Annotated in this window: 24 protein-coding genes and 7 pseudogenes; 12 read left to right on the forward strand and 19 right to left on the reverse strand. The window is 57.4% G+C overall.

Features of this window, described 5'->3' with window-relative positions; translation table 11 throughout:
• Window positions 1-39 precede the first annotated feature (39 nt).
• On the reverse strand, window positions 40-309 hold the full coding sequence (locus tag ACFQJD_RS01555; RefSeq protein ID WP_379795679.1) for a bacteriophage holin: 270 nt from the start codon (window positions 307-309) through the stop codon (window positions 40-42).
• A gap of 1,187 nt (window positions 310-1,496) precedes the next feature.
• Here ACFQJD_RS01555 and ACFQJD_RS01560 point away from each other — a divergent pair.
• The 4 genes and pseudogenes from ACFQJD_RS01560 to ACFQJD_RS01575 all read left to right on the forward strand — a co-directional run bounded on the left by ACFQJD_RS01560 (window position 1,497) and on the right by ACFQJD_RS01575 (window position 5,253).
• On the forward strand, window positions 1,497-1,712 hold the full coding sequence (locus tag ACFQJD_RS01560) for a DUF7511 domain-containing protein (RefSeq protein ID WP_379795681.1): 216 nt from the start codon (window positions 1,497-1,499) through the stop codon (window positions 1,710-1,712).
• A gap of 189 nt (window positions 1,713-1,901) precedes the next feature.
• Window positions 1,902-2,216, forward strand: coding sequence for a CBS domain-containing protein (locus ACFQJD_RS01565; RefSeq protein ID WP_379795683.1), 315 nt, complete (start codon window positions 1,902-1,904; stop codon window positions 2,214-2,216).
• Between the two features lie 266 nt (window positions 2,217-2,482).
• Window positions 2,483-4,050, forward strand: a pseudogene (locus ACFQJD_RS01570) (ABC1 kinase family protein).
• A 150-nt stretch (window positions 4,051-4,200) separates the two neighbouring features.
• Window positions 4,201-5,253, forward strand: coding sequence for an NAD(P)-dependent alcohol dehydrogenase (locus ACFQJD_RS01575; RefSeq protein ID WP_379795685.1), 1,053 nt, complete (start codon window positions 4,201-4,203; stop codon window positions 5,251-5,253).
• 112 nt (window positions 5,254-5,365) lie between these two features.
• Here ACFQJD_RS01575 and ACFQJD_RS01580 read toward each other — a convergent pair whose 3' ends face one another.
• The gene (locus ACFQJD_RS01580; RefSeq protein ID WP_379795687.1) at window positions 5,366-5,596 is read right to left on the reverse strand and encodes a universal stress protein; all 231 of its coding nucleotides are present in this window, start codon (window positions 5,594-5,596) and stop codon (window positions 5,366-5,368) included.
• On the reverse strand, window positions 5,551-5,796 hold the full coding sequence (locus ACFQJD_RS01585; protein ID WP_379795689.1) for a universal stress protein: 246 nt from the start codon (window positions 5,794-5,796) through the stop codon (window positions 5,551-5,553). The genes ACFQJD_RS01580 and ACFQJD_RS01585 overlap by 46 nt, the downstream gene beginning before the upstream one ends.
• Window positions 5,797-5,947: 151 nt before the next feature.
• Between ACFQJD_RS01585 and ACFQJD_RS01590 the strand changes: the two genes are divergently transcribed.
• Window positions 5,948-6,544, forward strand: a complete 597-nt coding sequence (locus ACFQJD_RS01590; protein WP_379795691.1) for a DJ-1/PfpI family protein — start codon at window positions 5,948-5,950, stop codon at window positions 6,542-6,544.
• A gap of 94 nt (window positions 6,545-6,638) precedes the next feature.
• Here ACFQJD_RS01590 and ACFQJD_RS01595 read toward each other — a convergent pair whose 3' ends face one another.
• The gene (locus ACFQJD_RS01595; RefSeq protein ID WP_379795884.1) at window positions 6,639-7,172 is read right to left on the reverse strand and encodes a DUF1684 domain-containing protein; all 534 of its coding nucleotides are present in this window, start codon (window positions 7,170-7,172) and stop codon (window positions 6,639-6,641) included.
• Between the two features lie 7 nt (window positions 7,173-7,179).
• On the opposite strand from ACFQJD_RS01595, the pseudogene ACFQJD_RS01600 reads away from it, so the two are divergent.
• A pseudogene (locus ACFQJD_RS01600) lies at window positions 7,180-7,541 on the forward strand (IS5/IS1182 family transposase); the annotation flags it as partial.
• A 147-nt stretch (window positions 7,542-7,688) separates the two neighbouring features.
• Here the strand turns inward: ACFQJD_RS01600 and ACFQJD_RS01605 are convergent.
• Both ACFQJD_RS01605 and ACFQJD_RS01610 read right to left on the reverse strand, forming a co-directional pair.
• Entirely contained in the window at window positions 7,689-8,474 is a 786-nt protein-coding gene (locus tag ACFQJD_RS01605) for an ABC transporter permease subunit (protein WP_379795693.1), read from the reverse strand.
• On the reverse strand, window positions 8,467-9,390 hold the full coding sequence (locus tag ACFQJD_RS01610; RefSeq protein ID WP_379795695.1) for an ABC transporter ATP-binding protein: 924 nt from the start codon (window positions 9,388-9,390) through the stop codon (window positions 8,467-8,469). Before ACFQJD_RS01610 ends, ACFQJD_RS01605 begins: the two co-directional genes overlap by 8 nt.
• Window positions 9,391-9,574: 184 nt before the next feature.
• Here ACFQJD_RS01610 and ACFQJD_RS01615 point away from each other — a divergent pair, with 184 nt between their 5' ends.
• Window positions 9,575-9,970 (forward strand): hypothetical protein, encoded by a 396-nt coding sequence (locus ACFQJD_RS01615; protein WP_379795697.1) that lies wholly within the window; start codon window positions 9,575-9,577, stop codon window positions 9,968-9,970.
• A gap of 21 nt (window positions 9,971-9,991) precedes the next feature.
• Here ACFQJD_RS01615 and ACFQJD_RS01620 read toward each other — a convergent pair whose 3' ends face one another.
• A complete protein-coding gene (locus ACFQJD_RS01620; protein ID WP_379795699.1) occupies window positions 9,992-10,663 on the reverse strand; it encodes an SdpI family protein in 672 nt (223 codons plus the stop codon).
• A 417-nt stretch (window positions 10,664-11,080) separates the two neighbouring features.
• Here ACFQJD_RS01620 and ACFQJD_RS01625 point away from each other — a divergent pair.
• From ACFQJD_RS01625 to ACFQJD_RS01635, 3 genes and pseudogenes are all read left to right on the forward strand, one after another.
• A pseudogene (locus ACFQJD_RS01625) lies at window positions 11,081-12,435 on the forward strand (FAD-dependent oxidoreductase).
• Entirely contained in the window at window positions 12,432-13,562 is a 1,131-nt protein-coding gene (locus ACFQJD_RS01630) for an aminotransferase class V-fold PLP-dependent enzyme (protein ID WP_379795701.1), read from the forward strand. The pseudogene ACFQJD_RS01625 and the gene ACFQJD_RS01630 overlap by 4 nt, the downstream one beginning before the upstream one ends.
• 154 nt (window positions 13,563-13,716) lie before the next feature.
• Window positions 13,717-14,139 (forward strand): CBS domain-containing protein, encoded by a 423-nt coding sequence (locus ACFQJD_RS01635; protein WP_379795702.1) that lies wholly within the window; start codon window positions 13,717-13,719, stop codon window positions 14,137-14,139.
• 39 nt (window positions 14,140-14,178) lie between these two features.
• Here the strand turns inward: ACFQJD_RS01635 and ACFQJD_RS01640 are convergent, their stop codons facing one another.
• The 6 genes from ACFQJD_RS01640 to ACFQJD_RS01665 form a co-directional block, all read right to left on the reverse strand.
• Window positions 14,179-14,442, reverse strand: coding sequence for a hypothetical protein (locus tag ACFQJD_RS01640; protein WP_379795704.1), 264 nt, complete (start codon window positions 14,440-14,442; stop codon window positions 14,179-14,181).
• A gap of 106 nt (window positions 14,443-14,548) precedes the next feature.
• Window positions 14,549-15,424: a universal stress protein gene (locus ACFQJD_RS01645; RefSeq protein ID WP_379795706.1), complete on the reverse strand. Its 876-nt coding sequence runs from the start codon at window positions 15,422-15,424 to the stop codon at window positions 14,549-14,551.
• A gap of 82 nt (window positions 15,425-15,506) precedes the next feature.
• The gene (locus ACFQJD_RS01650; protein WP_379795707.1) at window positions 15,507-15,794 is read right to left on the reverse strand and encodes an amphi-Trp domain-containing protein; all 288 of its coding nucleotides are present in this window, start codon (window positions 15,792-15,794) and stop codon (window positions 15,507-15,509) included.
• A 473-nt stretch (window positions 15,795-16,267) separates the two neighbouring features.
• Window positions 16,268-18,619 carry an amino acid permease gene (locus ACFQJD_RS01655; protein ID WP_379795886.1) on the reverse strand — a complete coding sequence of 784 codons (2,352 nt, stop codon included), beginning with the start codon at window positions 18,617-18,619 and terminating at the stop codon, window positions 16,268-16,270.
• A 208-nt stretch (window positions 18,620-18,827) separates the two neighbouring features.
• Window positions 18,828-19,034, reverse strand: coding sequence for a hypothetical protein (locus ACFQJD_RS01660; RefSeq protein WP_379795709.1), 207 nt, complete (start codon window positions 19,032-19,034; stop codon window positions 18,828-18,830).
• Between the two features lie 78 nt (window positions 19,035-19,112).
• Complete coding sequence (locus tag ACFQJD_RS01665; RefSeq protein WP_379795710.1) at window positions 19,113-19,496, reverse strand: hypothetical protein; 384 nt, start codon at window positions 19,494-19,496, stop codon at window positions 19,113-19,115.
• Between the two features lie 132 nt (window positions 19,497-19,628).
• On the opposite strand from ACFQJD_RS01665, the gene ACFQJD_RS01670 reads away from it, so the two are divergent.
• Window positions 19,629-19,979, forward strand: coding sequence for an SHOCT domain-containing protein (locus tag ACFQJD_RS01670; protein ID WP_379795712.1), 351 nt, complete (start codon window positions 19,629-19,631; stop codon window positions 19,977-19,979).
• Between the two features lie 80 nt (window positions 19,980-20,059).
• Window positions 20,060-22,848: pseudogene (gene acnA, locus ACFQJD_RS01675) on the forward strand (aconitate hydratase AcnA).
• A gap of 797 nt (window positions 22,849-23,645) precedes the next feature.
• On the opposite strand, the gene ACFQJD_RS01680 reads toward acnA, so the two are convergent.
• The 6 genes and pseudogenes from ACFQJD_RS01680 to ACFQJD_RS01705 form a co-directional block, all read right to left on the reverse strand.
• Window positions 23,646-24,134 carry an APC family permease gene (locus ACFQJD_RS01680; RefSeq protein ID WP_379795888.1) on the reverse strand — a complete coding sequence of 163 codons (489 nt, stop codon included), beginning with the start codon at window positions 24,132-24,134 and terminating at the stop codon, window positions 23,646-23,648.
• Window positions 24,128-24,856: pseudogene (locus ACFQJD_RS01685) on the reverse strand (APC family permease); the annotation flags it as partial. The pseudogene ACFQJD_RS01685 and the gene ACFQJD_RS01680, both read right to left, overlap by 7 nt.
• A 305-nt stretch (window positions 24,857-25,161) precedes the next feature.
• Entirely contained in the window at window positions 25,162-25,890 is a 729-nt protein-coding gene (locus ACFQJD_RS01690) for a PHP domain-containing protein (protein WP_379795714.1), read from the reverse strand.
• A gap of 50 nt (window positions 25,891-25,940) precedes the next feature.
• Window positions 25,941-26,213, reverse strand: a pseudogene (locus ACFQJD_RS01695) (DNA polymerase/3'-5' exonuclease PolX); the annotation flags it as partial.
• The gene (locus tag ACFQJD_RS01700) at window positions 26,183-26,755 is read right to left on the reverse strand and encodes a helix-hairpin-helix domain-containing protein (protein ID WP_379795716.1); all 573 of its coding nucleotides are present in this window, start codon (window positions 26,753-26,755) and stop codon (window positions 26,183-26,185) included. The gene ACFQJD_RS01700 and the pseudogene ACFQJD_RS01695, both read right to left, overlap by 31 nt.
• 1 nt (window position 26,756) lies before the next feature.
• Window positions 26,757-26,834: pseudogene (locus tag ACFQJD_RS01705) on the reverse strand (hypothetical protein); the annotation flags it as partial.
• Window positions 26,835-26,843: the final 9 nt, after the last annotated feature.

The raw sequence follows: 26,843 nt of genomic DNA on the forward strand, positions 1-26,843 counted from the left end.
AGGATTTGAGCGAGTTCACATCCATGATTGCTGGTTTGGTTAATTCTCTGCCGCACGGATTCGATTATACAGCCACGCAAGCGTATATGCGCCGACAAAGGCATCTGCGAACGCCCAGAGGGAACCAACTACCAGCCCCTTGATCGTCGAGTCGTAGCCCAGATACACGTCCGCTAGCAGATCCCGCCACTCGTCGCCCCATCCCCATCGCGCCGTCACCCCCAGGACGACGACAGCACCGGTCCAAAGCAATCCCATCGCTTTACCCAGTGCCCTCGCATCTACTTGCCCGGGACTCTGATTCGACATATGTAGATGTTGCCATACTACTAATTAATTGGCCATCCGAGTTCCCAATCTCTGATACCGTCTACGTACCCCTCGTCGCTGATCGTCCTTGAGTTCATACACTGGTCTGCACTACAGCGCTGTCAGAGTTCCGAACAGGTAGCACAGATGCTCATCTGCCCAAAGCATACGAAATAAACATCCCTGAGAACTGTTGTGTGATAGAGGGAGACTCCATGATGTACCTCACGCTCCAGGGATTTCAGAGGGGTTCTCATGGAGTCTCTCTCATCCGTGGCTAAAAACAAGCCCCTTGAGTACCCTCCTAACTCTACTCTGGCTAGCGTATCTTGTCGGGAACACACAGAAGAAGCGCAGGATACAGATCCACTCAACAGTCCACGCTTGGGACGGTACAGAGTGTAGCTCCAACTGTGAACTGGGGGAGAGTACATCATCCCGTCCCGGGACTAGCAAATCCACTCATATATTTAAAACAGTACAAGATGAAGGACGCGTACCACTACTGTAGTGGTACGCAGCACGATGTCGGCTTGGAGAGGGTCGGGCGGGTCATGGTTTGACATCCCCGGTTCCGCGTCCATCGAATCGAACGATTCGCTGTCAAGCCATCTCGTACCGGGCGATTTGTGCGGATCCACACGCCGGACACTCATCCGTGGTTCCGTCGACGGTGTTGCCACACCTGCGGCATTCCCAGTAGACCTCCTTTTGATCCCTCCACGGGAGCAACGTCCGCAAAGTTTGAGTCATTCGGTAGTTCCTCCACGAGACTGCCCTAGCGCGAGTTACGATTGCTATGGCAATATAGCCCATGCCCGGTTCTCACATATTTGGAGTGCTATTCCTCGAACAGGAGCGGAGACTTCTCCGTTCGAGATGCTCTCTCGTCAACTCCCAGGCCGAATCCCAAGTCGAAGCAGATCCACCACCGGTTAGCCGATGGGAACGCGGATGTCATGCTGGATATACCCTCTATCTCTCCCACGCCGTTTCTGTCAGGTGTTGGTGCTATCTGTCCGCCGATGAAGTAATGAACTCTCAAGAAGACATGTGACGCACCACGGACCCCCTCATGGCAGAGTGTCGACCATAAGAATTTCTCGGAGGATGGGAAGTATAGAGGGTAGTTTTTCGATTATCGGTCGTAGTCCTTCACAGAGGCTTCCCCACGGAGGTTCAACACGATGAACGAACGCGCGACGGACGACGATAACGACCAACTCCCAATCAAAGCGATGCCCGAAGATTCGACCCCGATGTTAGCTGCCGAAATCATCGTCTCTCAGAACAGCCCCGCCCAATGTACGATCTTTCCCCCGGACGCAACTTGTTTCGAACGCCTGACCACCTGGATCACCGCGAAAGAAGGCTCGTTCATCAGCCTCGAAGACATGCGCTAAACTCACATTTATCGAGGACACTCCCTCTGCGAAGCCAGATGAAGAGCCTCAAGATTCTCATCTGCTGGTAGAAGCAGGTCGGCTATTTGTAAACGACCAACATACTTCTATGTGGATCATGCCAGTCAAGAATCTCGCGGTAGACGTCATCACGGCCAACACGGACGCGTCAGTCAACTCGCCCAGACGATGCTAGACGAAGAACTCGGCGACCTCGTGATCGCCGAGGATGACAAGCTGGTCGGCATCGTCACCGACCGCGACATCGCCCTTGCGGTGGCTCGATATGACGACCTGTCCGAACTGACTGCCGAAGACGTCATGACGCCGGATCCGGTGACAACCCACGAAGACGCCACGGCAGTCGACCTCCCCGCGACGATGGCCGAAGGTCGGGTTCGGCGGATTCCAGTCGTCGACGATGAGGGAACGCTTGTCGGGATCGCCACGCTTGACGACGTCGTTGCCACGGCCGGGAAAATGCTGCTGACGCCGCAACGGTGATCGAGGGTCAATCCCGAAAATTCGAACCGGATGAGTAATCCTGGGTCCGTCCCAGCGGGATTGATGTATCAATAGTTTCTCCAGCTATTCAATCTCTCTTGGTTATTTTCACAGTCCAAGAACAGCCGTAAGTGCTTGGCTGGTCCAAAGAGGTGGATGGTTATACGAGGCGACACAACTACTCCTTCACTTATATATGCCGTTCGTTCGAAAACGAGGTTTGTGTTGCCAGTTGACTACACCTGATCATTACTTACCCCCATAAAATGAATGGATTGTTCCGACGGTATCTGGTCGTACTCTCCCGATTTCTGCCCTTCGCGCTGGCGTTTATCCGTGATAGGCGGCGGTTCATTCTGTTCGGATCACGAAGGCAAGTCGCTGACGAGAAACATCGCCAACGAGCCGAGCAGATCTGCGATACGATGCTCGAACTCGGCCCGGCATTCATCAAAGTCGGGCAGGTTCTCTCGACACGCCCCGATATCGTCCCACCGGTCTATGCCGACGTTTTCGGAACCCTCCAAGATGAAGTTCCCGAAGATGCGGGGGAGATCCGAAGCAGGTCGTTGACGAAGAACTTGGCGACGAACTCGATCGGTCGACGCTCGAACCGATCGCGGGTGGATCCCTTGCGTACGTGTACACTGCCGACTATCGGGATGAGCGAATCGCACTGAAAGTGCGACGTCCTGGCCTGAAACCCGTGATCGAGCGTGATCTTCGGGTCGTCCGCGGACTGGTTCCGCTGGTGAGCCTCTTCGCGAGTGAACGTCAGCAATATTCGATCGAAAACGCCGCCGACGACTTCGAGGACATCATCTTGAACGAGCTGGATTTCGACCGAGAAGGGGCGATCATGGCTGACATCAGAGAGAACTTCGTCGACGACGATCGAGTCGTCATCCCTGACGTCTATGAACACCTGTCATCAGAGCGGGTACTGGCGATGGAGTACCTGACCGGCCGGAAAATAACCGACGACGACGCGTTCGACGATGTCGACGTGACGCCACACGAGATGGCGACACGGATCATTGAGGTGTATCTGGAGATGGGCCTCGTCGACGGGGTGTTCCACGCTGATCCCCATCCGGGTAACCTCGCTGTCACAGACGACGGCTGTCTGCTACTCTTCGACTTTGGGATGAGCGAACGCCTTCCAGCCACCGTTCAGGAGGACATCATCGGGCTCTATCGGGCGCTCGTCCGTCGCGATGTCGACGACCTGGTCGACGCGCTCATCGCACTCGACGTCCTCGAGCCACACGTCAATCGTGCCGAGGTCAGCCGGGTTCTCGAACTCGTCATCGAGAATCTCGAAGGCCGATCGGAGATCACCTGGCGGATGATCATCACGGAGTTAACAACGATGCTCCGAGATTTTCCGTTTCGCATTCCGCCGGACGTGATGCTACTCATTCGGGTCGGGACCGTCGGTGAAGGCGTCTGTCGACAGCTTGATCCCGAGTTCGACTTCCTCGCGGTCGTGCGTTCCTTCCTCGTCGAGCAGGGACTCATCGAAAGCGAACTCGATGCAATTATCGAAGAGACGTGGACGGACATTCGCCGATCGCTTCCCGCTCTGGCACGAATCCCGGCCCGATTCGATCGAACCTTGTACCGGCTCGAACGGGGCGAACTGGTCGTCCGTACGGAACCCGTTGATGGACACAGGCTGGGTGATCATGATCTTGGATACGCGGTGCTTGCCGGAGCGCTCGTCGTGGCAGCAGCGATTCTGACGTTCCACGATCGTCCGTACGAGCTTCCTGTCCTTGCCGTCGCAGCCGGGTTTCTCCTCGTCTATCTCGTTCGACGTCGGCTATCATGACACTTTGATTCGGCGGTTTCTCAGACGAACAGGCTTCGGACTCAGCTCTATGTGGACGGGATTGCGAATCTGCATGTATTACTGTATCGTGGGAACTGACCTTCTACACTATACCAGCTCCCACCGTTGGTAGACGGGAGGCACTTCACAATGGACGCATTTGTCATGAAAGAGGTCGGTGAAACCGGATTCGCGGATAAAGACGTACCGGAAGCCGGTCCAATGGACGCCGTCATTCGCCCGACAAAAGGACTCGTGTGCACGTCAGACGTGCATACGCTTCACGGTGCCATCGGCGAGCGGGAGAATCTGACGCTCGGGCACGAAGTGGTCGGGGTCGTGGACGCAGTCGGAGACGACGTGGAGGAGTTTGAGACGGGCGACCGAGTCGCCGTCGGCGCGATCACCCCAGATTGGGGTTCGCTTGCTGCCCAAGATGGTCATCCCTCGCAGTCGAAACAGGCCCTCGGCGGGTGGAAGTACGCCAACGTGAAGGATGGGACCTTCGCCGAATACGCCCACGTGAACGAGGCCGACGCGAACATGGCCCGAATCCCCGAGAACGTGACCGACGAGGAAGCGGTCTACGTTACCGACATGATGAGTACGGGGTTCATGGGCGCAGAACATGCCGATATTCCACTCGGTGGAACCGTCGCAGTGTTCGCACAGGGACCAGTCGGCCTGATGGCCACGAAAGGAGCGGCCCTCCAGGGAGCCGGACGTATTATCGCCGTGGAGACGGTTCAAAACAGACAAGAACTCGCCCGGACGTACGGTGCCGACGATATCGTCGACTTCGCAGAGGGAGACCCCGTCGAACAGATCATGGACCTCACCGACGGCGAAGGCGTTGACGCTGCTATCGAAGCACTTGGGACGAGCGGGACATTCGAACAGTGTATCAAGGTCACCAAGGCAGGAGGAACGATCTCGAACGTGGGCTACCACGGCGAGGGCGAACACGTCAATATCCCACGTGAAGACTGGGGCGTCGGTATGGCCGAGAAGGATATCGCTACCGGCCTCTGCCCCGGTGGTCGCCTCCGCCTGCAACGGTTACTCCGCTTGCTCGAACGGGACCGCGTTGACCCAACTCACATGACGACTCATGAATTCACGTTTGAAGATATTGATGACGCCTTCCAGTTGATGGAGTCGAAAGAAGACAACATCATCAAACCGCTCATCGATTTCGAGTAAAAACTGGAACGACGATGTCGTTTTCATCTGTTTTGGATTGAGGCGCAAGGACGGCTCTTCCTGATGAATCGATCTTATATTCGGATTAGTTAATGAGATATTTGTGCTCTGATCAATCCGTTTGGGAATCAGGGACGAGAGTGACGGGAATATCGGTGAATCGTGTCACTCGATCAGCTGTGCTTCCGAACACGACATCTGGAAGTAACGATGCGCCCCGTCGACTCAGGACGATGAGATCGGCATCGATCTCGTTGGCGTAGTCCAAAATCACCTCGTAGGCCGGTTGTCCCCGTCTCACGTCACTCTGAATCGAGACGTCGATCCAACTGTTGCTGTCCACAATCGTATCGACGAGATCGGTGATCGCTCGATTGACATCTTCAACCTCGTCGTGCCAAATGTGAGTGAACTCCGCGACGGTTCCACGACAGTAAAGACGTGGACTGTCGCGTTCACCTCGTCTGCGAGGCCAACTGCGTGATCGAGGGCCGTCCGCGAGGGATCGCTCCCGTCGACAGGGACGAGAATTGTTCCGTACATGTGATGTCGGACTAGCTCACCCGGAGTGCGTCAATAAAGTCCACCGCTATGTTGTGAAACAGCGATCGACGAGACCAGGCCTACCCGGTGTTTCCAGTTCCCGGGAATCGCCCTGTGAGGTAATGCCAATACGCCCCAATCGCAAGTGAACATGTCCAGCAAGCAAATCTTGATGATCGTCGGCGACTTCGGCGAGGACTACGAAATTATGGTGCCGTTCCAGGCGCTCCAGGCCGTCGGCCACGACGTTCATGCCGTCTGTCCCGAGAAGGAGGGTGGCGAGACAGTCAAAACCGCGATTCACGACTTCCGCGGGGATCAGACCTACCTCGAAGAGCGTGGCCACGACTTCGAATTGACCCACGGATTCGACGGTGTTGATCCGACGGACTTCGACGCCTTGGTCGTCCCCGGCGGACGCGCACCTGAGTATCTCCGGGGCTACGATACCGTGCTTGACGCTGTTCGGCACTTCTTCGACGCCGAGAAGCCGGTCGCAACCCTCTGTCACGGGCCGCAAATCCTCGCCGCTGCGGGCGTTCTCGACGGATACGAGATGACGTCCTACCCGGCCGTCCGGCCCGAGGTCGAAGCCGCCGGATGTACGTGGGTCGATGAGGTCACGACCGACGGCAATCTCGTGACGGCACAGGCCTGGCCGGATCATCCGGAGTGGCTCGCCCAGTTCCTCGATCTCCTCGGGACACAAATCGAACACGGATCCGTAGCCACCGCTGCAGGGGACTGAGTTCGTTCATTCCCGATCTCAGACTCAGACAAGTATCAGACGGATCCTGTAGCGATCTAGAAGGCACTCGAAGGACGATCCTGACGGCAGAGGGCTACTTGTGGGCTTTTTCGCCTGCTTTGATGGCTACACCAAGCCAATTCTCCGTCGGCGGAAGCGGGCATTCGTAATGGTCTGAATACGTACAGGTGGGATTGTACGCCTCGGTGAAATCGAGAATCCATATGTCGTCGTCTGTCTGATGGGTGTCTGCTTCGAGATCGAGATTCCGGCCTGTACCGTAGGTTTCCTCACCACTAGTTACATCCCGAAATGGCACCCACAATCGATCGTCTTCTGGATCACTCTTGTACGCTTGGAGCGTAACAGTCTCTCCGTCGATCTCGAATCGAAACTTTCCCAATCGAAGATAGTCCTGCTTTCCTCCGGTACTCGTTCCGACTGGTACCGTTGCATTGTCCTCGTGCTCGTGTAGCGGCAGCTCGAATTGATACTCCTTTCGTAGCGGATAATACTCCAGACCATCGAACGACTCCCGGTCCTCCGGCGGGATCGGAGAAGAGAGGTTCGTTCCGAAGTAGTCGGCTGTGTTGAAACCGTCAGAGGGTGACAGTGACGTCCTGTAAATCCACGAGATGAAGGCCCCTCTGAAGTCACAGATTATCGGTTTTTACTGAGAAGGCGACCCATCAGACACGCTGAGCAGTCTCTCGATACTCCTCGAAATTCTCCAAACATCGGTATAAACTCCCGCAGCACGGTATTCTGCTCTCTCAAAGTTCGGAAGAACATAACCTACCGTGGACTACGTGACGAACTGATCGATATGCCACGCATCCGCCAATCTCTTGGATTAGCTGAACTTCTTGCGCCGTCAACGTTCTATAAGGCATTCAACCGGCTAGATATGGCTGTGTGGCGTGGTTAATTGACACTCTCATCGACGCCACTGCCGACAAATGGCGTCATTGGAGTCGATCCGTCAGGCTTCGACCGTGAGCGTGACATCATCGTTAGCGAGCACGTCTCCATAATCCTTGGTCAACCCGTCAAGGTCGAGTACTCCCATAACCCCATTCCTTGCATCCATTGGATTTTGTTGTATCGGAGGTCACATTTGACCTCAGGCTTCCTCTCTCGTTGGTCAGAGATCTCTCTGGACAAACCACAGCTGGCTAACGATAATGAGGATCGACATCATCCCAATAAGAATAGCTGCGCCAACGAGATCGTACGTCCCATTAATCAGAACCTCGTTCGGATTGAAGTATCGCATTGGTGCAATCGCTCCCAGTCCCTCGTAGTCTGTCCCCGTTAACAACGATTCAACGAGGTAAATTCCGAACGTCACGCCGAGCGCGACGCGTTGAGCGATACTCGCACGGTCGAAAAGAACCGACGCAACCAATCCGATCCCCCCACAGGCAAACAAGTACGGAATCGACAAGAGATGGAGAGCGACGACATCAACGACGGCCAGTGACTCGCCGATGAGGTCAGCGCTGACTAGCACCACGACTGGCGTGACGACGTTCACCGCCAATATTGGTACGCCGAGGGCGGCGAATCGTTCGAGCGCGAGTCGCGGCCGAGAAACCGGCATCGACAGTAAGGTGTCCATCCGTCCGCGGTCGATGTCGTCGGCAATGATGCTCGCCGCACTGTACGCGATGTACAACCCCAAAAGAATGACCCAGCCGAACATATACAGCTCAACCGCCAGAAATCCTTCGAGGGAAGCCATCGTCTGGATATTGAACGCTTGGATCATCGGTTCAGGGAACGCTTCGCGGAGCTGCTCCATGTCCATCGCTTCACTGTAGGAGGGGTACGCCCACACGGCGAAGGTAGCCAGCAACGACATCCCGACAGCGAGGTACACGCTCCCCTTGATTCGCTTGGCGGCGTCGTACCGAGCAAACTCAAGCATCCTCGTCACCCCCGTAGAACCGCAAGAAAACATCTTCAAGCGGAGCTTCTTCGATCGACACATCCACCATCTCGTGGTCAGGGAGTCTGGCAAGTAACGCGTTGATATCCCCGGTGAAGGTGAACGTACACTCAGTGAATTCGGTGTCAGGATCGGCTACGTGACCGTCCGGAACGCTCGTTTCGAGGTCATGTACGCCGTCGATATCGACGAACTCAGTGGGGATCGGGCCGGCACTGTTGATGCGGACAACTTTTCCGCTCCGGCTCAGGAGCGTTTCAATCGGATCCACAGTGACGAGCCGGCCGTCGCGGATGATACCAACGCGGTCACAGAGCCGCCGGACCTCGCTCAAGATGTGCGAAGAGAAGAACACGGTAACACCTCGTTCACGCTCTGCCCGAAGAAACTCGGCGAACCGATGTTTCACAAGTGGGTCGAGTCCGCCTGTCGGCTCGTCAAGGATGACGAGGTCTGGATCGTGCATGAACGTGGTCACCAACCCCAACTTCTGCACGTTCCCACTGGAATAGTCCCGAACCTGCCGGTCGAGTGGCGGGTCAAACAGATCCAGAAGTTCCGCCCGTCGCTCGTCGCCTTTCACGGCGGCGTGGAGGTCGAGAATTTCAGTACCTGTCGCTTGTTCGTCGAATGCCTGATCGTCCGAGAGGTGACCGATCCGGTGTTTCGCTTCGATGAGGGCCTTACGGTCCCGAATATCATTACCGAGTACCCGTGCCGTCCCTGCGGTCGGATTAATGAACCCGAGGAGCATCCGAATTGTCGTCGTCTTCCCTGCACCGTTCGGGCCAAGATATCCGAAGATCTCGCCAGTTTCGACGGAAAACGAGACATCGTCGTTAGCGAGAACGTCTCCATAATCCTTGGTCAACCCGTCAAGTTCGATTGCTCCCATAACCCCATCCCTTGTACCCACTCCTTTTTGTTGTATCGGAGGTTACAGTCGACGTACATAGAAGGAACCGTCACGAGACAGATGAGATCTGACTACTGGGCCGGGGCTGCTGCCAATCACGGGACGAAGAACGTGGACTCAACGGAGACATACCGTTATTGTCTCCCCCGACGTACTGTCGGTTATGGCCAGATTTGGGTTCGTCATAGTGGGACTCGTTATGGCCCTAGTTCCAGCACGAGTCCGGGAAGCCTTCGAGGAACTCGCCCTTAAAACGTCTGATGAGGTAAGCCCCCGTCCCTCCTTTACGCCAGCCATTAGAGCGGAAGGCGTAATGTTCGTGGTCGTGAGTGTACTGGGAGGAGCGGTGTATCGTGTGTCGATGTACGTTCTTGGACTGGCCGGTGCTATTGCACTCTTCGTTCCGAAGCAGGCACTCCGGTTCAGTATGAACATCGCGTACGAAAACCCAGAGACAGTCGAATGGAAGGACCGACTCGTTCCAGTAATCCGCGGGTTCGGCGTGCTGTATTTACTGATTGCGTTGAACGAGGTCAAAAACCGCAGTCGGGAGACGTAACCGGAATTCCGGGCCAGTGACTTACAGATCCGACCCCGAGGCCGAATTCGATTCCCGTTCGATTTGCTCGTACAGGTAGTACGAGTACACAGCAGTAACTCCGGCCGTCAGGAGCAGCGGGACGAGAAGAAAATAAATCGCTATGTCGCCGAAGAAGAGCCCGACCAGTGTGAGGACGGCAGTGAGTTTGAACAGGCGACTGCCGAGGGAATGGGTCCGATCCCAGACCTCGTCGCTGCTAAGCGTCCACGGTGTCCGGATACCGGCGAACCAGTTCGGCTCAGCGTGCGGGAGGAGGATACCGACGTAGTAGAACAGGCCAGCTGCGCCGACCAAGATGAGGGCCGTGAAGTCGAACTCGTAGCCGAGGTTGAACGCGACGATCCCGGCGTGGACGAGGAACAGATATCCCATGAAGATGACGACGAACCAGTCGTAGTAGGCCCGGAACTCCGCGATGTTCTCACGGAGTGGACCGATCCGAGGAATCGCGGCGAACAGAACGAACAGCCCTGCCGTCAGAGCAGGGAACAGCCAGAGTGCGAGTAGCTTAGACATAGTGCCATCCGGTTCTCCGGAAGCGTTCCAATGCGTGACGAGGTCGGCAGGGAGCGACGGAGCAGCGAGCAGGCTCACGAGGCCCGATAATACCACGAAGCCAACCGCCAACCCGAACCGGTGAATTGTCTTCATACACGACGATACGGTCTGTTTCTTGATGAATCAGTAGGAAAGCGACGGTGAACCGATTGTAGACGATACTGACGACTGTGTTGACCGATCTGACCTGATCGAATTTAGAGATAATTCTGTGCGAGATACTCGCTTTCTATCTTGAATACCAGCACAGATACTAGTCTAAATCATAGTTACCTCACCGAACAGTTCACAGTCTTTAGCGAACACCTGTTTTGGGAGAGTATATCTGAAGAAGAGGATTTCAACAGAGCGAAGTAGTCGTCTTTCGCCTCGAGATCCTCTCAAATAGCAGTCTTGCAGTCCGCTACCATAGTACTATTTTTGTTGCCGCTGGTTTCTGTGGTCTTGGCAATTCCACGTTGCTGAGAATAATATCCCGCCTCTTAGCGGATCGGTCACGTAATCCGAGTTATGACGGGAACGTTCGTCGTAATCGGCGGGGACGCTGCCGGGATGAGTGCCGCAAGCAAAGCCAGACGCGAGAATCCTGATCTCGAAATTATTGCCTTCGAGAAGGGAGACTGGGTGTCGTACGCCGCGTGTGGGATGCCCTATTACGTGAAAGGCGACGTCGACTCGCTAGACGACCTCGTCCAGGTCACTCCCGACGCATTCCGAACAGAGCGGGACATCGATCTGCGGACGAATCACGAAGTCGTCGGTATCGATGCCCGGGGAAGACGGTGACGGTTTCGACAGATAACGGCCGATTCGAGCAGCCGTACGACCAGCTACTCGTCGCAACAGGGGCTCGGGCGATCGAACCGCCGTTCGCCGGCATGGATCTCGAAGGCGTCTTTACCATCCACGACATGGACGAGGCCGATGCGATTCACACGTACGTAACAGAGACCGACCCCGAGACGGCAGCCATCGTCGGCGGCGGCTACGTGGGAATCGAAATGGCCGAAGCACTCGCCGGCCGCGGACTGGACGTCAACCTATTCGAGATGCTTCCGCACGTTCTCCAACCATTCGGCGAGTCAGTCGCTACAGTGGTCGAAGACCATCTTCGGGAACAAGACATCGAACTCCACCTGGACACGCCGGTGGAAGGATTCGGAGGTGAGGAGTCCGTCGACTCGGTCGAACTCGATCCGGGGACGGTACCGGCAGATATCGTCATCGTCGGTGTCGGCGTCGAACCGAACGTCGAACTCGCCGAAGACGCTGGCATCGAAATCGGCGAGACCGGTGCTATCGCCACTGACGCGTACGGTCGGACGAACTACGAGACCGTCTTCGCAGCGGGGGATTGTGCCGAGGCGACGAACGTCGTCACCGGCGAAGCCGACCATGTCCCGTTAGCACTGACTGCGAACCGCTCAGGACGTGCGATCGGCCAGACGGTCACGGGAACGCCGACGGAAGTCGGTGAAATCGCCGGCACGGCGATCGTGAAAGCGTTCGACCTCGGGACAGCACGTACGGGCATTATCGACGAGGCGCGTGCTCGTGACGCAGGATTCGATCCGGTTTCCGTCGAGATTACGGCGCCGTCGCGTGCCCATTACTATCCCGGTGCGGAAGAGCTGACGGTCACACTCGTTGCCGACCGCGAGTCGGAGCGTGTACTCGGAGCAAGCGTGGTCGGACGCGAAGGCGTGAAGCGGATCGACATGGTCGCAACCGCACTCCATGCCGGTCTGACCGTGACAGAGGTTGAGAATCTCGATTTAGCGTATGCGCCCCCATTCAGTCCCGTCTGGGATCCAATCACGACCGCAGCGAAGGTTCTCGCAGGCTCATTGGAGGATGCAGCGTGACACCACTCGATCTCCGTGCCGACATTCCCGCCCTCGAAGATGCTGTCTATCTCAATACCGGAGCGAGTGGTCCGAGTCCGCGCCGAGTCGTCACGGCCGCCGAGACGTTCCTCGAACACCACGAATTCGAAGCGCCGACCGCCGAAGGCATGTACACGGCAGCATTCGATGCCTACGACGATGTCCGAGCAACCGTCGCTGAATTTCTCGGTGCCGAACCCAGCGAAATCGCGCTGACACAAAGTACGACGGACGGGATCAACCGTGTTGCCTGCGCGCTTGAGTGGACGACGGACGATGTAGTCGTCCGGACAGACCTCGAGCACCCCGCCGGAATCCTCCCCTGGCAACGACTCGAGCGCACTCGTGGGATCGACGTTCGGGTTGTCGGGAGCGACGCGGGACGGCTGGATATCGACGCCTATCGGGCGGCAGTCGAGGATGCGAAACTCGTCTGCGTCAGTTCGCTCACGTGGAACTACGGGACTCGATTGCCGATCGAGACGTTGGTCGACATCGCACACGATGCCGGTGCGCTCGTGTTGGTTGACGCGGTCCAGAGCGTGGGACAGACGTCGGTCGATGTGCACGAGTGGGGCGCAGACATCGTCGCAGCCGCGGGTCATAAATGGCTTCTCGGGACCTGGGGTGCTGGTTTTCTGTACGTGTCCGATGACGTGATCGACACACTCAATCCGCGAACCATCGGGTACCGAGGCGTCGTAACGCCGACTGACGAAACCTACGAATTCGAACCCGGCGCACGACGATTCGAAATCGGTACGACGAATCCAGCTCCCTACGTCGCATTACAAACAGCTATCGAAACGCTCGATGAAATTGGTCTCGGAACAGTCGAATCCCGAATCCAGCAACTGACAACTCGTCTCGTCAACGGTGTCCCGGATGACCGGCTTTTGAGCCCGACGAGCCCGGAATCCGGCCTCGTCACTATTGATGTCGACGATCCGTCGACGACTGTCGACCTTCTCAAAGAGGCCAACATCGTTATCAGATCGCTTCCTGATCCAGACGCAATTAGAGCGTCCATCCACGTGTTCAACACCCAAGAGGACATCGAGACGCTCCTGCCGAGCTCGAGAACACGTGGTGATTCAGCCCCTTAGGCCATTCTGGTATCGTTATTCGCTTAATCGCCAGAGTCCACTGATGTACCTGATTAACGGCTCACGATGAGTGGTCGGGAGATTCCAGACCTATGGGAATGTTCCTCTCGGTATATGTGACCGCTCGTCGATGAATTAGACGGAGACAACAGCAATGCCAATCGAAGACCTTGCCCGAAAAGACATCGTTAGTGCCAGTCCCGAAACATTGGTCCCCGAACTCGCCCAACAAATGCGAGACGAAAACGTGGGGAGCGTCGTTGTCACGAACGACAATAGCCCGACCGGGATCGTCACGGATCGGGATCTGACGACGCGTGTGCTCGCCGAAGAGACCGTTCCGGCCGACCAGACTGCCGACGACGTTATGTCGAGGGACCTGTGTGCAGTCGGTCCCGACGCAGGGTTCTACGAGGCCGCCCAGGTGATGAGCGAGAACGGCGTGCGCCGCCTACCCGTCTGCGACGAGAACGACGAACTCGTGGGAATCATCACCGCCGACGACCTGACCGAACTCCTCGCCGACGAAAACCAGCAGCTGGCGTCGGTCATCCAGGCGCAACGTCCCGAATACTAAATCAGCCTCTGAACAGAAATCGGGCTACAAATCTACTTTTCAAAGGAATGCTGAGACTAGTAGGATCCCAATAAAGGCGTGCCAGACGATGGCTGCGGCTTTGGCTTGTGGAGATGGGGTCGGACGGGGTGGATTCCGGAACATGGCATGGTAGACAAACGTCGTCGCGACGAGGGCCCCCGCGAGCAGTCCGACGCGCAGACGAAGGTTAGTAATCGTGCCAGCCAGAGCACCCCCACTGAGGCTCACTGCAATAGCAGCCAGGATCTTGTCATAATAGTCAAGCGAAACATCCAGCTCCATATCGGAAGTGCGAGCCGAGGAGGGGAAAGCATTCAACTGATTCTCGATAACTGAAAAGAGTTGATCAGATGAACGGTCACTCCAACTCCCCCAAATAGGAAGCTCTCTACTTCACGGTGAGTACGGGAACGTCACTCGTTCGGACGGTTCGTTCGGTCACGCTACCGATGAGATAGCGTTCGAGACCGGTCCGGCCATGCGTCCCCATCGTGACGAGATCGATATTCTCGTCGTCGACATACTCTTGGATCCCACGATACGGAGTTCCCCGTGTTACTTCTGTCACGATATTAACGTCGCGGTTCTCACATTCGTCTTCGACTGCCGCGACGGCCCGCTCGCAGCCCTCCTCTAGACTATCGAACAGATCTGGACCGGGTCCGACATCGTAGGCGCCTGCCACGGCACTGACGTCAACGACCGAGAGCGCGTGGACAGTCGCATCGAATCGATCGGCGATAGCGATCCCGTGGTCAATCGCTGCGGTCGCAGACTCACTGCCGTCCGTCGGGATCAGGATTTGATCGTAGCTCAAGCTGTCGTCTGGCTCAAGTCGGGCCGTGAGAACGGGCACGTCACTCGTCCGAACGACGCGTTCTGTCACGCTCCCGAGTAGCAATCGGTCGAGACCGGTTCGTCCGTGGGTTCCCATCGAAATGAGATCGATATCGTGTTCTGCGGCATAGGAACGAATTGCCTCGTGGGCGATCCCGTGTTCGACCGCCGTGTGGCACGTGAGAGACGGGTCAGTGGCAAGTTCTTCGAGACGCTCGACGGCCCCGGTGGCCTGTTGTTCGAACACCTCTCGTTGCTCTCCAACCGTCGGGTCAAGGTCCGCCAGAGCGCTGCTGTACGACCGTTCGTCGACGACACTCAGGAAATGAATCTGACTGTCGAACGCCGCCGCGAGATTCAGCCCGTGTCGCGCCGCGGCTTCGGCCCCTTCACTACCGTCGGTTGGAACAAGGATGGTGTCGTACATTCAGGATTGTCCTCTTGTGATATTCGAGCACGGTTCCGATAAAGCAATATCAAATCGTTCGAGAAACATTACTGAAAACTGCTCACGGTTCCGTCTGTTCGATGTTCAGGGCTCCTTCTTCGGCAGTCTGTGCTTCCCGCCACCACACCAACTCGAATTCGATGCTCTGTTTGGCCTCCGTATCGCCCTCGGTCCAATCCGACTCGCCTTCGAGTTTGAACGTGATCGGATCGACAGGATCAAGATTCACTCGCTGGTTTCCGAGTTCGAGCGTTACAGCGTCGCCTCCGTCGAGCTGATCGGCTAATTGGCGGAGATACGAGGCAACTTCGGCTCGGGTTTTCTGCTCTTCGGTTTCGAGTTCTCCCATGAAGGAATATAGATCGAGAAGTTGGATAAACCGAGCCGTCAATCCCACCAGTTGAGAACTCCTCGAATCCCTCCTCCAACCGAGGTTCTCATGCCTCGGAAATATCGAGGAATGAATGCGACAGGCATTGTATTCCCGTATGCGAGTGTACCTGGCCGATCCGTCTCGAACTATCCAGAAGGATTGACACTCCGACGAAGACAGTCAGCAGATTGCGTTCCTCAAAGATGACACTCCTGAACAGGAGGTTTCCCTCGTTCGTGAGAATCAAGCACTATGGGAACACTTCGGAAGTGTGTCACGGACGAACTGGCTTGAGTTAATTTAGGGTCCACATAGCAGGTGTGTGGAATGTTCTGTGACACCCTCAACATAGCGGTAGATCGATGTGATGCGTGCAAGACACAACACACATATTCAGCAAATTGGTAGTGCGATTTGATATGCCCTCTAAATAGAGGAGTTCGGCCGGACTACGAGCGTCGACTTTTGAACCACCGAGTTACACGTGACGTAACCCCGAGATCCCGCTTCGCCATGATGACGGTACTCTGAGCTCGCTGGCCGACCTCTTCGGGAATGGCCCCGAACACGACCTGCTGGAGGAGCCCTTCACGAGACGCTCCGATGACAGTGAGATCGTGGTCGGCCGATTCCTCGACGATAGCATCAGCGATATCCGTGTCATCTGTGATTTCCGTCATCGTCTCGAGATCTTCTAGTTCAGCAGCGGTCGAATCAAGAATCGATTGCGCGTCGTCATCACGGTCCGATTCGTCGGAACGGACGTACATCACCTTGATGAGAGCATCGTTGGGCCGGGCAATGGCACGGGCAATCTCCGTTGCGAATTCGGCGTGCGGACCGCCAGCAGTCGGCAGGAGAATCGAGTCCACGCTCCCGACGGACTCGCTGTCGGCAGCGGGACCAACACGTTCGACCAGTACGTCACAGCGGGCTTTGGTCACTACCTCGTCAACGTTACTACCCAGGATGAAATCACGACGGCGGGGACGAGTCCGCCAGCCCATCAGCACGAGGTCTATGTCGTCCTGTTCGATCGTATTCAGGATCGCCTGGGACACGTCGTGTCCGATGCGGATTTTGCCACTCACCGGTACGTCCGGGTGCTCTTTGCCCGCAAATTCGAGTGCTTGGTCGATGACAGCCCGTTCCTCATCGACGAACCTACGCCCCTCCGAAACCGGCGTCTGTTGTGGAACCGTGGCGACGCTCACCACTTCTATTTCGGCGTCTCGCTCTTCGGCAAGGTCGAGAGCCGTCCGCATCAACTGCTCGACAGTATTCGGATTTGCCACCGGGACGAGAATCCGTTGTTCGTGTTCCCGCCGTTCTTCGGCGGGCGCTTTCTCGGCTGCGACGGTCGGCGTTTCCTCTTCGATCTTTTCCTCCTCCTTCCGCTGCGAGTATCCGTAGTAGAGGAGGAGTCCCAGCCCCATCCAGATTGCAGTTGTCACAAGCGCGATGAACCCATGGGAGTCGTGTCCCAACCCGATCTCCATGCCCAGCGCCGAGAGGAGAAACGGCGTGAGCATGAACTGGAGGACGATCCCGATGAGCGGGGGCCACGGCATATAGGGGACTTCGTACGTGCGTGGCAGGTCGGGGTGGGTCTTGCGCATCTTGATAACCGTCCAGTTGACCTGCACGAACAGGAGGATGAACATGATGTCCGCTGACGCGGCAACCGATTCGATAGGCAGTGCGACCGCCATCAGCGCGATGAGCACCGCCGAGAGGAAAATCGCCAAGTGGGGCGTGCGCTTCTCGGGGTGGACCTTGCTGAAGAGTCCAGGGAGGGCTCTGTCACGCCCCATTGCAAACGAGACGCGTGACGAGGAGTAGACGGTCGCGTTCAGCGCACTCATCGTCGCCGTCAGTCCAGCGACCAAAAGTAACGGGATGCCGTACGGGACAAACTGGCCGGCCGCCTCGATAATGCCGAGTTCACCGAGGTTCCCGAGCAACTGCCACGTGGGCGCACCAGCGGGGACACCCGCCTGTTCGGCCAATTCGGGAATCGTCTCGATGCCCCCAAGAGAGGCGAACGCAACGAGCACATATATCGGCACGACGATAGCTAACGAGTAGAAGACGGCTTTCGGGATATTCTTGCCCGGATCGACGACCTCCTCGCCGGACTGGACAATGATCTCGTAGCCCTCGAAGGCGATGTACGTGAAGCCCATCGCGCCGAGAATGCCGACGATGCCGTTGGGCGCAAACCGGGGACTATTGATGAATTTCGAGGGCCAGTTCGGGGTCTGAATCGTCGCCAGAATGCCGAATGCGACGAAGACGCCGAGGATAGCGACCTTGATGAACGTCACGATAACGCCCGCCTTGCCCGTCTCCTCAGCTCCGCGATAGTTGATGTACGCGAACAGAGAAACCATGAGGACTGCCAGGATTTTATCCAGAAGTCCACGGCCGATGAACCCCAAGAGCTGGAATCCTTCAGCGAGAACACCGCCGTAGATCAGAAATTCGGAGAGGAAGACGCCGAACGTCACCGCGTACAGCGAACAGGCGACCGCGTGGGCGAACCAGGACATCCAGCCCGCGTAGAAGCCGTTCGGATCGACGAGCGCTTCTTTCACCCAGAGATACCCCCCACCTGCCTCCGGGAACGCCGCTCCGAGCTCGGCATAGGAGACAGCTGTGAACAGCGCAACGAAGCCATTGAGAGCGAACGCAAGAATAAGCGCGGGTCCAGCGAGCCCCGCAGCGAAGCCCGTGAGCGCGAAGACACCGGCGCCGATCATCGCACCGACGCCGATGAACGTGATGTCGAAAAGACTCATGTCCCGCGAGAGTTCAGTCTCGACCTCGCCGGATCCCTCCTGAGTAGCCTCACTCTCCGTCTCTTGGGTTACACGATCCGGAGATTCATCGCCCATACCGAATACAATCAGACGCGATATAAAAAAAGCGGGCGGCTTGAACGTGATTCACTCCGACTCCTCATCTACGACTGGGCCGAGATACCTCCAGTGAATGTCGTCTGTTCCATCAGGTCTCCGGTTCATATTGAATCCGATAGAGACCCCCTCGTGAACCACCATCCTCCATTGTTTCGGCGACCTTGACGAGAACGTGTTCGGGAGTTGATTCGGTTATTTCGTAGTCTTTGACACCGTCACGTGCTTCCAACTCTTCGTTCACGGCCCTCTTTAAATCGAAATCGTTCCCGTTACCGCCGGCCGGGGAGGGAGTCATACTGACCAGTTTCTCCCGAATGGTATTGAATCCCGGTCTCTCAAACGGTAAGTGGTAGTCCTAGAAATTGTTTTGCCATCACTGGCCTCGAAGTTCGCCGATAGCGATAAGCACGTAAAGCAGACCGATCAAGCGCGTCCCGATATACACCCATGGCTTCCATTCACATGTCGAGGCGTCTGTGTACGCGAATTTGGTTCCGTAGTCCACGTAGGTGCGTGGGTAGAGGAGTGCGAGGAGGCCGATGATCCCCAGGAATTTCTTGAACGATGAATACGACGCGTCGCTTCGCCACATCAGCCCAAGAAAGAGTAGCCCCTCGAGTCTGGCACCGGGAGCGACCCAGAACTTGAGGTCGCAGTCATCGGGGTTGTCCAGTGCGATTCGCTCTGCCGCGTTAATGAGGGCTTCCGGTGCGAGGACCTCAACGGTACAAACCGACGTGAGTAACTTTCGAAGCATATCTTCGCAGTTGTACCCCCGAAGAGATGAAACTTCGTCGCCGAATCATCTACTGAATTTCGGAAAGCATCCCTGGCCCGTATCGTTAAGTCCAGATCAGGAGAAGTTCGGAGTATAGAGGCTTGATTCCGAATGTCGTCATCAACTCAGTTCGATACGACGATGATCTTGCTCCTGATCCTCGGTGCAATCGTACTGCTCCCGCTGCTTACGATGGGGATGGGTTTCGGCGGGATGATGGGTTATGGGGGAATGATGGGCGACTTCGGTGGATATGGGATGGCTCCAATCTGGGGTCTCATCATGATGGTTGTGTGGCTCCTCGTGCTCACCGGTGGAACTATTCTCATCTATCGCCTGATGGCCAAAAATCAGGGTGTCGGGTCTGACCAAGCGCTTGAGGAACTTCGCGTCGAATACGCAAGAGGGAACATAACTGAGGAAGAGTTCGAGGAGCGTCGTGAAAAGCTCCGGCGGGACTGAGTACCGAAATCGACACGCCCGATTCTCATTCTCGGATATCTGGCACAGGTATAATACTCCATCCGCCGAAATTGCCAGTAATGAACCCATTCGGGGCGATCCGCGAGTTCGAAGCCGGCGGAACGACCTACAAGATGGCCGATCTCACAGTCCTCGAAGAGCAGGGCCTCTGTGACCTCGACGACCTCCCGGTCAGCATCCGTGTCCTCCTCGAATCCGTCCTCCGAAATGCAGACGGGGAGGACATCACTGAGGACGACATCCGGGACATCGCTGGCTGGCAACCGGACGTGCCAAACGCCGACATTCCGTTCCAGCCGTCACGGGTCATCCTTCAGGACCTCACCGGCGTCCCCGCCGTCGTGGACCTCGCCGCACTCCGGTCGGCCGTCGAACGCAAGGGACAAAACCCGAGTCTCGTTGAACCCGAAGTCCCCATCGACCTGGTCATCGACCACAGCGTCCAGGTGGACTACTTCGGGAACGAGGACGCCTACGAGAAGAACGTCGAACTCGAATACGAGCGCAACAGCGAACGGTATCGGGCGCTGAAGTGGGCGCAGCAGGCCTTCGACGACTTCAGCGTCGTGCCGCCCGGAACGGGTATCGTCCACCAGGTGAACCTGGAGCACCTCGGACGGGTCGTCCACGAACGCGAACAGAACGGCGAGAACTGGCTACTGCCGGACACGCTCGTGGGAACCGACAGCCACACGCCGATGATTGGCGGTATCGGTGTCGTCGGCTGGGGCGTCGGCGGCATCGAAGCCGAGGCCGCGATGCTCGGCCAGCCAATCACGATGAACCTCCCCGAGGTCGTCGGGGTCAAACTCACCGGCGAACTCCCCGAGGGCGCGACGGCGACCGACCTCGTGCTCCATGTAACCGAATTGCTCCGGGATGTCGGTGTCGTCGATCGATTCGTCGAGTTCTATGGGCCCGCGGTAGAGACGCTGACCGTCCCCGACCGGGCGACCATCGCAAACATGGCGCCCGAACAGGGCTCGACCATCAGCATGTTCCCCGTTGATGAGGCCACTCTTGACTACCTCGAACTGACGGGACGCGACGAAGACCACATCGAACTCGTCCGGGAGTACCTGGGCGCCCAGGGACTATTCGGCGAGCAGAATCCCGAGTACACCGAGACGGTCGAACTGAACCTCTCGACCGTGACGCCGAGTCTCGCCGGTCCCAAGAAGCCCCAGTCACGCGTCGAGATGGGCGACATGCGGAGTCACTTCCGGAAGCTGCTCCACGGCGAGTTCGAGGAGGACCTCGACGACGCCGACGAGGAAGCGCTGGCCCGGTGGCTCGACGAGAGCGACCAGTCGATGGGGCAGACCGACGGCGGCGAGGCGGTCGTGGACACCAACCGGGGAGCCCCGACCTCGGACCCCTCACTAAGCGCGCTACTGTGGATCTCGACGGCACCGAGGTTGAGATCGGCCACGGGAGCGTCGTCGTCAGTGCCATCACCAGCTGTACGAACACGTCGAATCCATCCGTGATGCTGGCGGCTGGGCTGCTGGCGAAAAACGCCGTCGAGCGCGGGCTCGATGTCCCGGACTACGTCAAGACGAGCCTCGCGCCCGGCAGTCGCGTCGTGACCCAGTACCTCGAAGCATCGGGCCTGCTGCCATACCTCGAAGACCTGGGCTACAACGTCGTTGGCTACGGGTGTACGACCTGTATCGGGAATGCGGGCCCGCTCCCGGAGCCCATTGAGACAGCCATCGACGAGCACGATCTGTGGACGACGAGCGTGCTCTCCGGGAACCGGAACTTCGAGGCGCGCATCCATCCGAAAGTGCGCGCGAACTACCTCGCCAGTCCGCCGCTCGTGGTCGCGTACGGGCTCGCTGGCCGGATGGATATCGACCTGGAGCACGACCCGCTCGGGTACGACGAGAACGGCAACCCGGTCTATCTCGCGGATCTGTGGCCGGACAGCGACGAGATTCACGAGGCGGTCCACGACTTCGTCGATCCGTCGATGTTCGAGGAGAAGTACGCCGAAGTGTTCGAGGGCGACGAACGGTGGGACGCGCTGGATGCACCGACAGGCGAGGTGTACGAGTGGGACGAGGATTCGACGTACATCCGGGAGCCGCCGTTCTTCAGGGACTTTCCGCTAGAGAAACCGGGAGTCTCCAACGTCGAGGATGCACGAGGTCTGTTGACGCTGGGTGATACGGTCACGACCGACCACATCAGCCCTGCGGGACCGTTCGGCTCGGACCTACCGGCCGGTCAGTGGCTGATGGATCACGGCGTTGAGCCCCACGAGTTCAACACGTACGGTGCTCGTCGGGGCAACCACGAGGTGATGATGCGGGGCACGTTCGCCAACGTGCGCATCGAGAATCAGATGCTCGACGATGTCGAAGGCGGCTACACGATTCATCATCCGACGGACGAGCAGACGACCGTGTTCGAGGCCAGCCAGCGCTACCGCGAAGCGGGAACTCCCCTCGTTGTGATGGCGGGCGAGGAGTTCGGGACTGGGTCGAGTCGTGGCTGGGCGGCGAAGGGGACCGACCTCCTTGGCGTTCGCGCGACTATCGCCGAGAGCTACGAGCGCATTTACCGGGACAATCTTGTCGGGATGGGTGTACTACCGTTGCAGTTCCAGGACGGCGACTCCTGGGAGTCGCTCGGATTAGACGGGTCAGAAGTCTACACGATCTACGGGTTGGACGACGGACTGGAACCGATGGCCGAACTGACGGTGACTGCGGAGCGATCAGACGGGTCGTCGGTCGAGTTCCCGGTGACGGCCCAGGTGGGGACACCCGCCGGGGTTCGATACATCGAGCATGGCGGTATCCTGCATTACGTGCTTCGACAGCTTCTGACCAATTCGTAACTCATTCCGAGAGACTCCTCAACGAATGAATGCCCTCGGGTTGTCGATTCTGTCGTTCGAACTCACCAAGGCTCCGAGACGGCAAGAGATTTTATTTCGTAGTTGACGGCGTGGCGAATCCTCGTGGAGGAACGTGGTTATGTGTTCGAGAACGCATATTCGATCTCGCCAGAAGGTACCGGGGTTTGGATCGTCAATAGTTGAGGAAATGGCCTCCACAGATGCCTGGGAGAGCAAGGTGACCAATAGCAACAACGGCAGAGCAGGATGCGAAATCATCGGTGTTGAGTCGGTTTCGTGATCGATACACGCGCTGTATGTGGCACGGAGATCCGAACTAGACAGATGTGAGTACTCCCGGCAGACCTCATGCCAGGATCGTCGTCATCGACTATTTCTAAAAATCAGGTGGGTGGGAGCAGCCACTACGGAAGCACCGTTCTTAATCTGTGAGATGGGTTCGATGACGTCTGCTTGAATGGTCAAAATTCACTGCATTAGTAGACTTCAGAGTAGTGCCCTTATCGTCGCCGACAGACATTCCAAGCGAGTACGTAGCGTCCGTCGTGGGTTTGGCTACTGGACCTCCCCCAACCCTGAGAATCGAGCCACTATTCGCACTCGTGTTGGATCATGTGCGGCATCACACTCCTCGAACCGCTACTCTCGTGATTCGGCCGATTCACCCCAATCCTGGGCGGTGATGGGGAGCGTCACCTGCGTTCGTGACCACCAAGCACTGCTGTTTCCCGTAGAAGACGGGGTCTCCGGAGTGGCCGTTCGAATCGAGAGTCACGCTACCACGTAAGTACGTAGAACGCGATCAGCCCGAGAGACGAAAGAAGCCCTGCAACCGCTGTGACCGACAGTTGGCCGACGTTAAGCGGCGTTCGAAACCCGCGTTCTAAATCTGGCCGAGAATACCGGAGTTTCAACAACGCGGCATTCACCAGCACGAAGACGATCAACAACATGAGATTGGCCAATCCGGCCACGATTCCGATATCGCCGAGAAAAACGAAGGGAATCGTGATGAGTCCGACTACCACCACGGCATAGTGGGGCGTTTGCCGGGTTGAGTGAACGCGAGAGAAGACCTCGGGAAACACCTGGTACTCCGATTTCGACACGCCGTAGAACAGGCGCGAGGTCGAAATCTGGAGAATGAGGACAGTGTTTGTGGTCGAGAAGAGAGCGATTGCGCCGAGTACTGTCGACCCAAGTGGTCCCCAACCGACCCGGGCAACCTCTGCCAGCGGCGACGCCGAACGGCCAGGACGCGCCAGTCAACTAGCGCAACCGCCGATAATCCAACCAGTACGTACAGGAACGTCGTAATACCGATAGAGAGGAGGATCGCACGCGGGATCGTCACGGTCGCATCCTCCGTCTCTTCGGAGAGGTTGACGATCGATCCGAAGCCGAGATAGGCGAAGAAGATCAGAAACCCCGCGTGGATGACGCCGAACGCGCCGTTCGGGGCGTGGAGGATATCGGCGTTACCCCAGGAGCCACCCGCGATCCAGATGATTATCACCAAGCCGGCGACCTCGATGCCGGTAAAGAGGATGTTTATTTTGGTGGATAGTTCGATCCCCCAGTAGTTGACGCCGGTCATGACGACGATGAGAAGAACGGCGATCGGGATCGACGGCACGTCGACGAAGGAAGAGAGATAGCCCGAGAAGGCTAATGCCACCGCTGCGGACGAGATGACGCCCATGAATAGCCGGCCGAGTGCCGTCACATCTGAGACGAGTTCTCGGTCGAACGCCTCACGAACGTAGATGTAATCACCTTCTGCTTTGGGGAAGAGCGAAGCGAGTTCGGCATAGCTCAAGCCCGTCAATGACGCGATCAGGGCGGCCAGCAGAAACGAGATCACGATCGAGCCGCCGGTCACGCCGGTCGCCTCGCCGAGAATCGCGTAAATACCGGCGCCGAGAATCAGGCCAACGCCGTAGACGACGGCTTCGAGGAGGCCGAGTTCGCGGCGTAACTCCGGCATCACTCGGTTCGTCTCGGAGTCGACATAAAAACACACTGTTCGGGCGCTTGATGCGTAGCAAGGTCGGTTACTGTGCAGGAGTGACGTCACCGGACACTTCTCGTTGCGGAAGTGCCAGTTAGTAGTCCTCTATGACTGTTCTTTGACCGACGGGGATTGTCTGTAAGGAGCGGTGGACCGGGCCAATATCTACTCGGTTTGAGGCGCCGACGCTTTTCTCGAAGCGCGAACGCCAAATCGTATCTGCCGTCCTGATTTGGAGTATCACTCAAAAAATGCCAGCAAATCGTCGAGCGAATGCGTATTCAGCACCTTGCTCGCTTCACACCACCCGCGACGGGCCTGCGCGACCCCAGGTGCATGAAATCCAGTTCGCCCGTTGTATGAGCGTCCGTACTGACGACGTACGAAACCGTATCGCGATACTCTTTCACCGACGCCCAATCGAGATCGAGCCGCTGGGGTTGAGCGTTGATCTCGACCGCCACGTTCTCCTCGGCGGCCGTTTCCATCACGGTCTCCGTATCGACATCCAGCGGTTCTCGCTCGTTGATCAACCGATTGGATGGATGAGCGAAGATATCGATCGGAAATTCCGCGAGCGCATCCACGATCTGTTCGGTGGGATCGGACGGGGTGCTGTGCATCCCCGCGACGATCAGATCACAGCGGTCGTACCAGGACTCGGGAATCTCCAGTCCGTCTTCGGTGATCTCGGCCTCGATCCCTTGGAGGACCGTGATGTTCAGGTCTTCATCGACCGCTTCGACATCTGCCACCTGTTCCTCGAACGTCTCCTCGTCCAGGGTGCTCGGAATCGGCGCGTGTGGCCCGTGGTCGGTGACGAGGACGTACTCCAGCTCCCGTTCGGCCGCAGCTTCGGCCATTTCGCGGACGCTGTGGGATCCATCGGAGTAGTCGGTGTGCAGTTGTAAGTCGCCGCGAACGTCGTCGATTTCAACCAGGTCGGGGAGTTCTCCTGCAGCCGCTGCGTCGATTTCCCCGGTATCCTCGCGGAGTTCTGGGGGATCCACGCGAGGTCCAGTGTGTCGTAGACATCCGCCTCGGTTTCACTGGCGAGACGCTCGCCGGCACGTTGGCTGTCCTCCTCAGCGTCGACCCCACTGACGTCGAAGAGACCGTATTCGTTGAGCTTCCAGTCGCGGTCAATCGCCCAATTCCGGAGAGTAATATTGTGGTCTTTAGAACCTGTGAAATAGACGAGGGCAGAGCCATATTCTGTCCCGTCGACGATCCGAAGGTCCATCTGTAGGTCGCCCGAGACGACGACCGACGACTTCGTCTCGCCTCGAGACAGGACCTCCTTCACGTCGCCGTGCGTGCAGAAGCGCTCCATCGCTGTCTTCGGATCGGATGCGGTCGCCAGGATATCAATGTCGCCGACGGTCGGTCGACGCCGTCGGAACGAACCGACGATGTCCACCTGGTCGAACGCATCGTCGTCGTGAAGTCGGGTTTCGATGTCCTGTGCGATCGGGAAGGCCCGGCCGAGAAGCATCCGCTCTTGGCTTTCTTTCGCTCGTTCGATGTGGTCGAGGATGTTCTGCTGTGACCTCTCACCGAATCCCTCAAGGTCGGCGATCTCTCCTTCTCGGCCGCGCTCTCGAGATCGTCGAGCGTCTTGATACCGAGTTCGAGGTACAGTTTCTTGGCCGTCTTTGGACCGACGCCCTCGACGCTTGTTATCGCCTCGATATCCACGGGAAGGTCCGCATTGAGGTCCTCGTAGTACTCCAGCTCCCCGGTCTCGAGATACTCCGCAATCTTCTCGCCGATCGACTCCCCGACGCCCTCGATCTCGTCGAGTTCCCCCAGCGTGTATGTCTTCGATGTCTTCCGAGAGCGACTCGATATTCCGTGCGGCCGTCCGATAGGCACGTGGCTTGTACTCCACCTCCTGGATTTCGAGGAAATCTGCGATCTCCCGGAGCATGATGGCGATTTCCTGGTTCTTCATCCCGTTTCG

The organism is Haloplanus sp. GCM10025708 (assembly GCF_042663985.1).
Classification (GTDB): Archaea; Halobacteriota; Halobacteria; order Halobacteriales; family Haloferacaceae; genus Salinirarus; species Salinirarus marinus.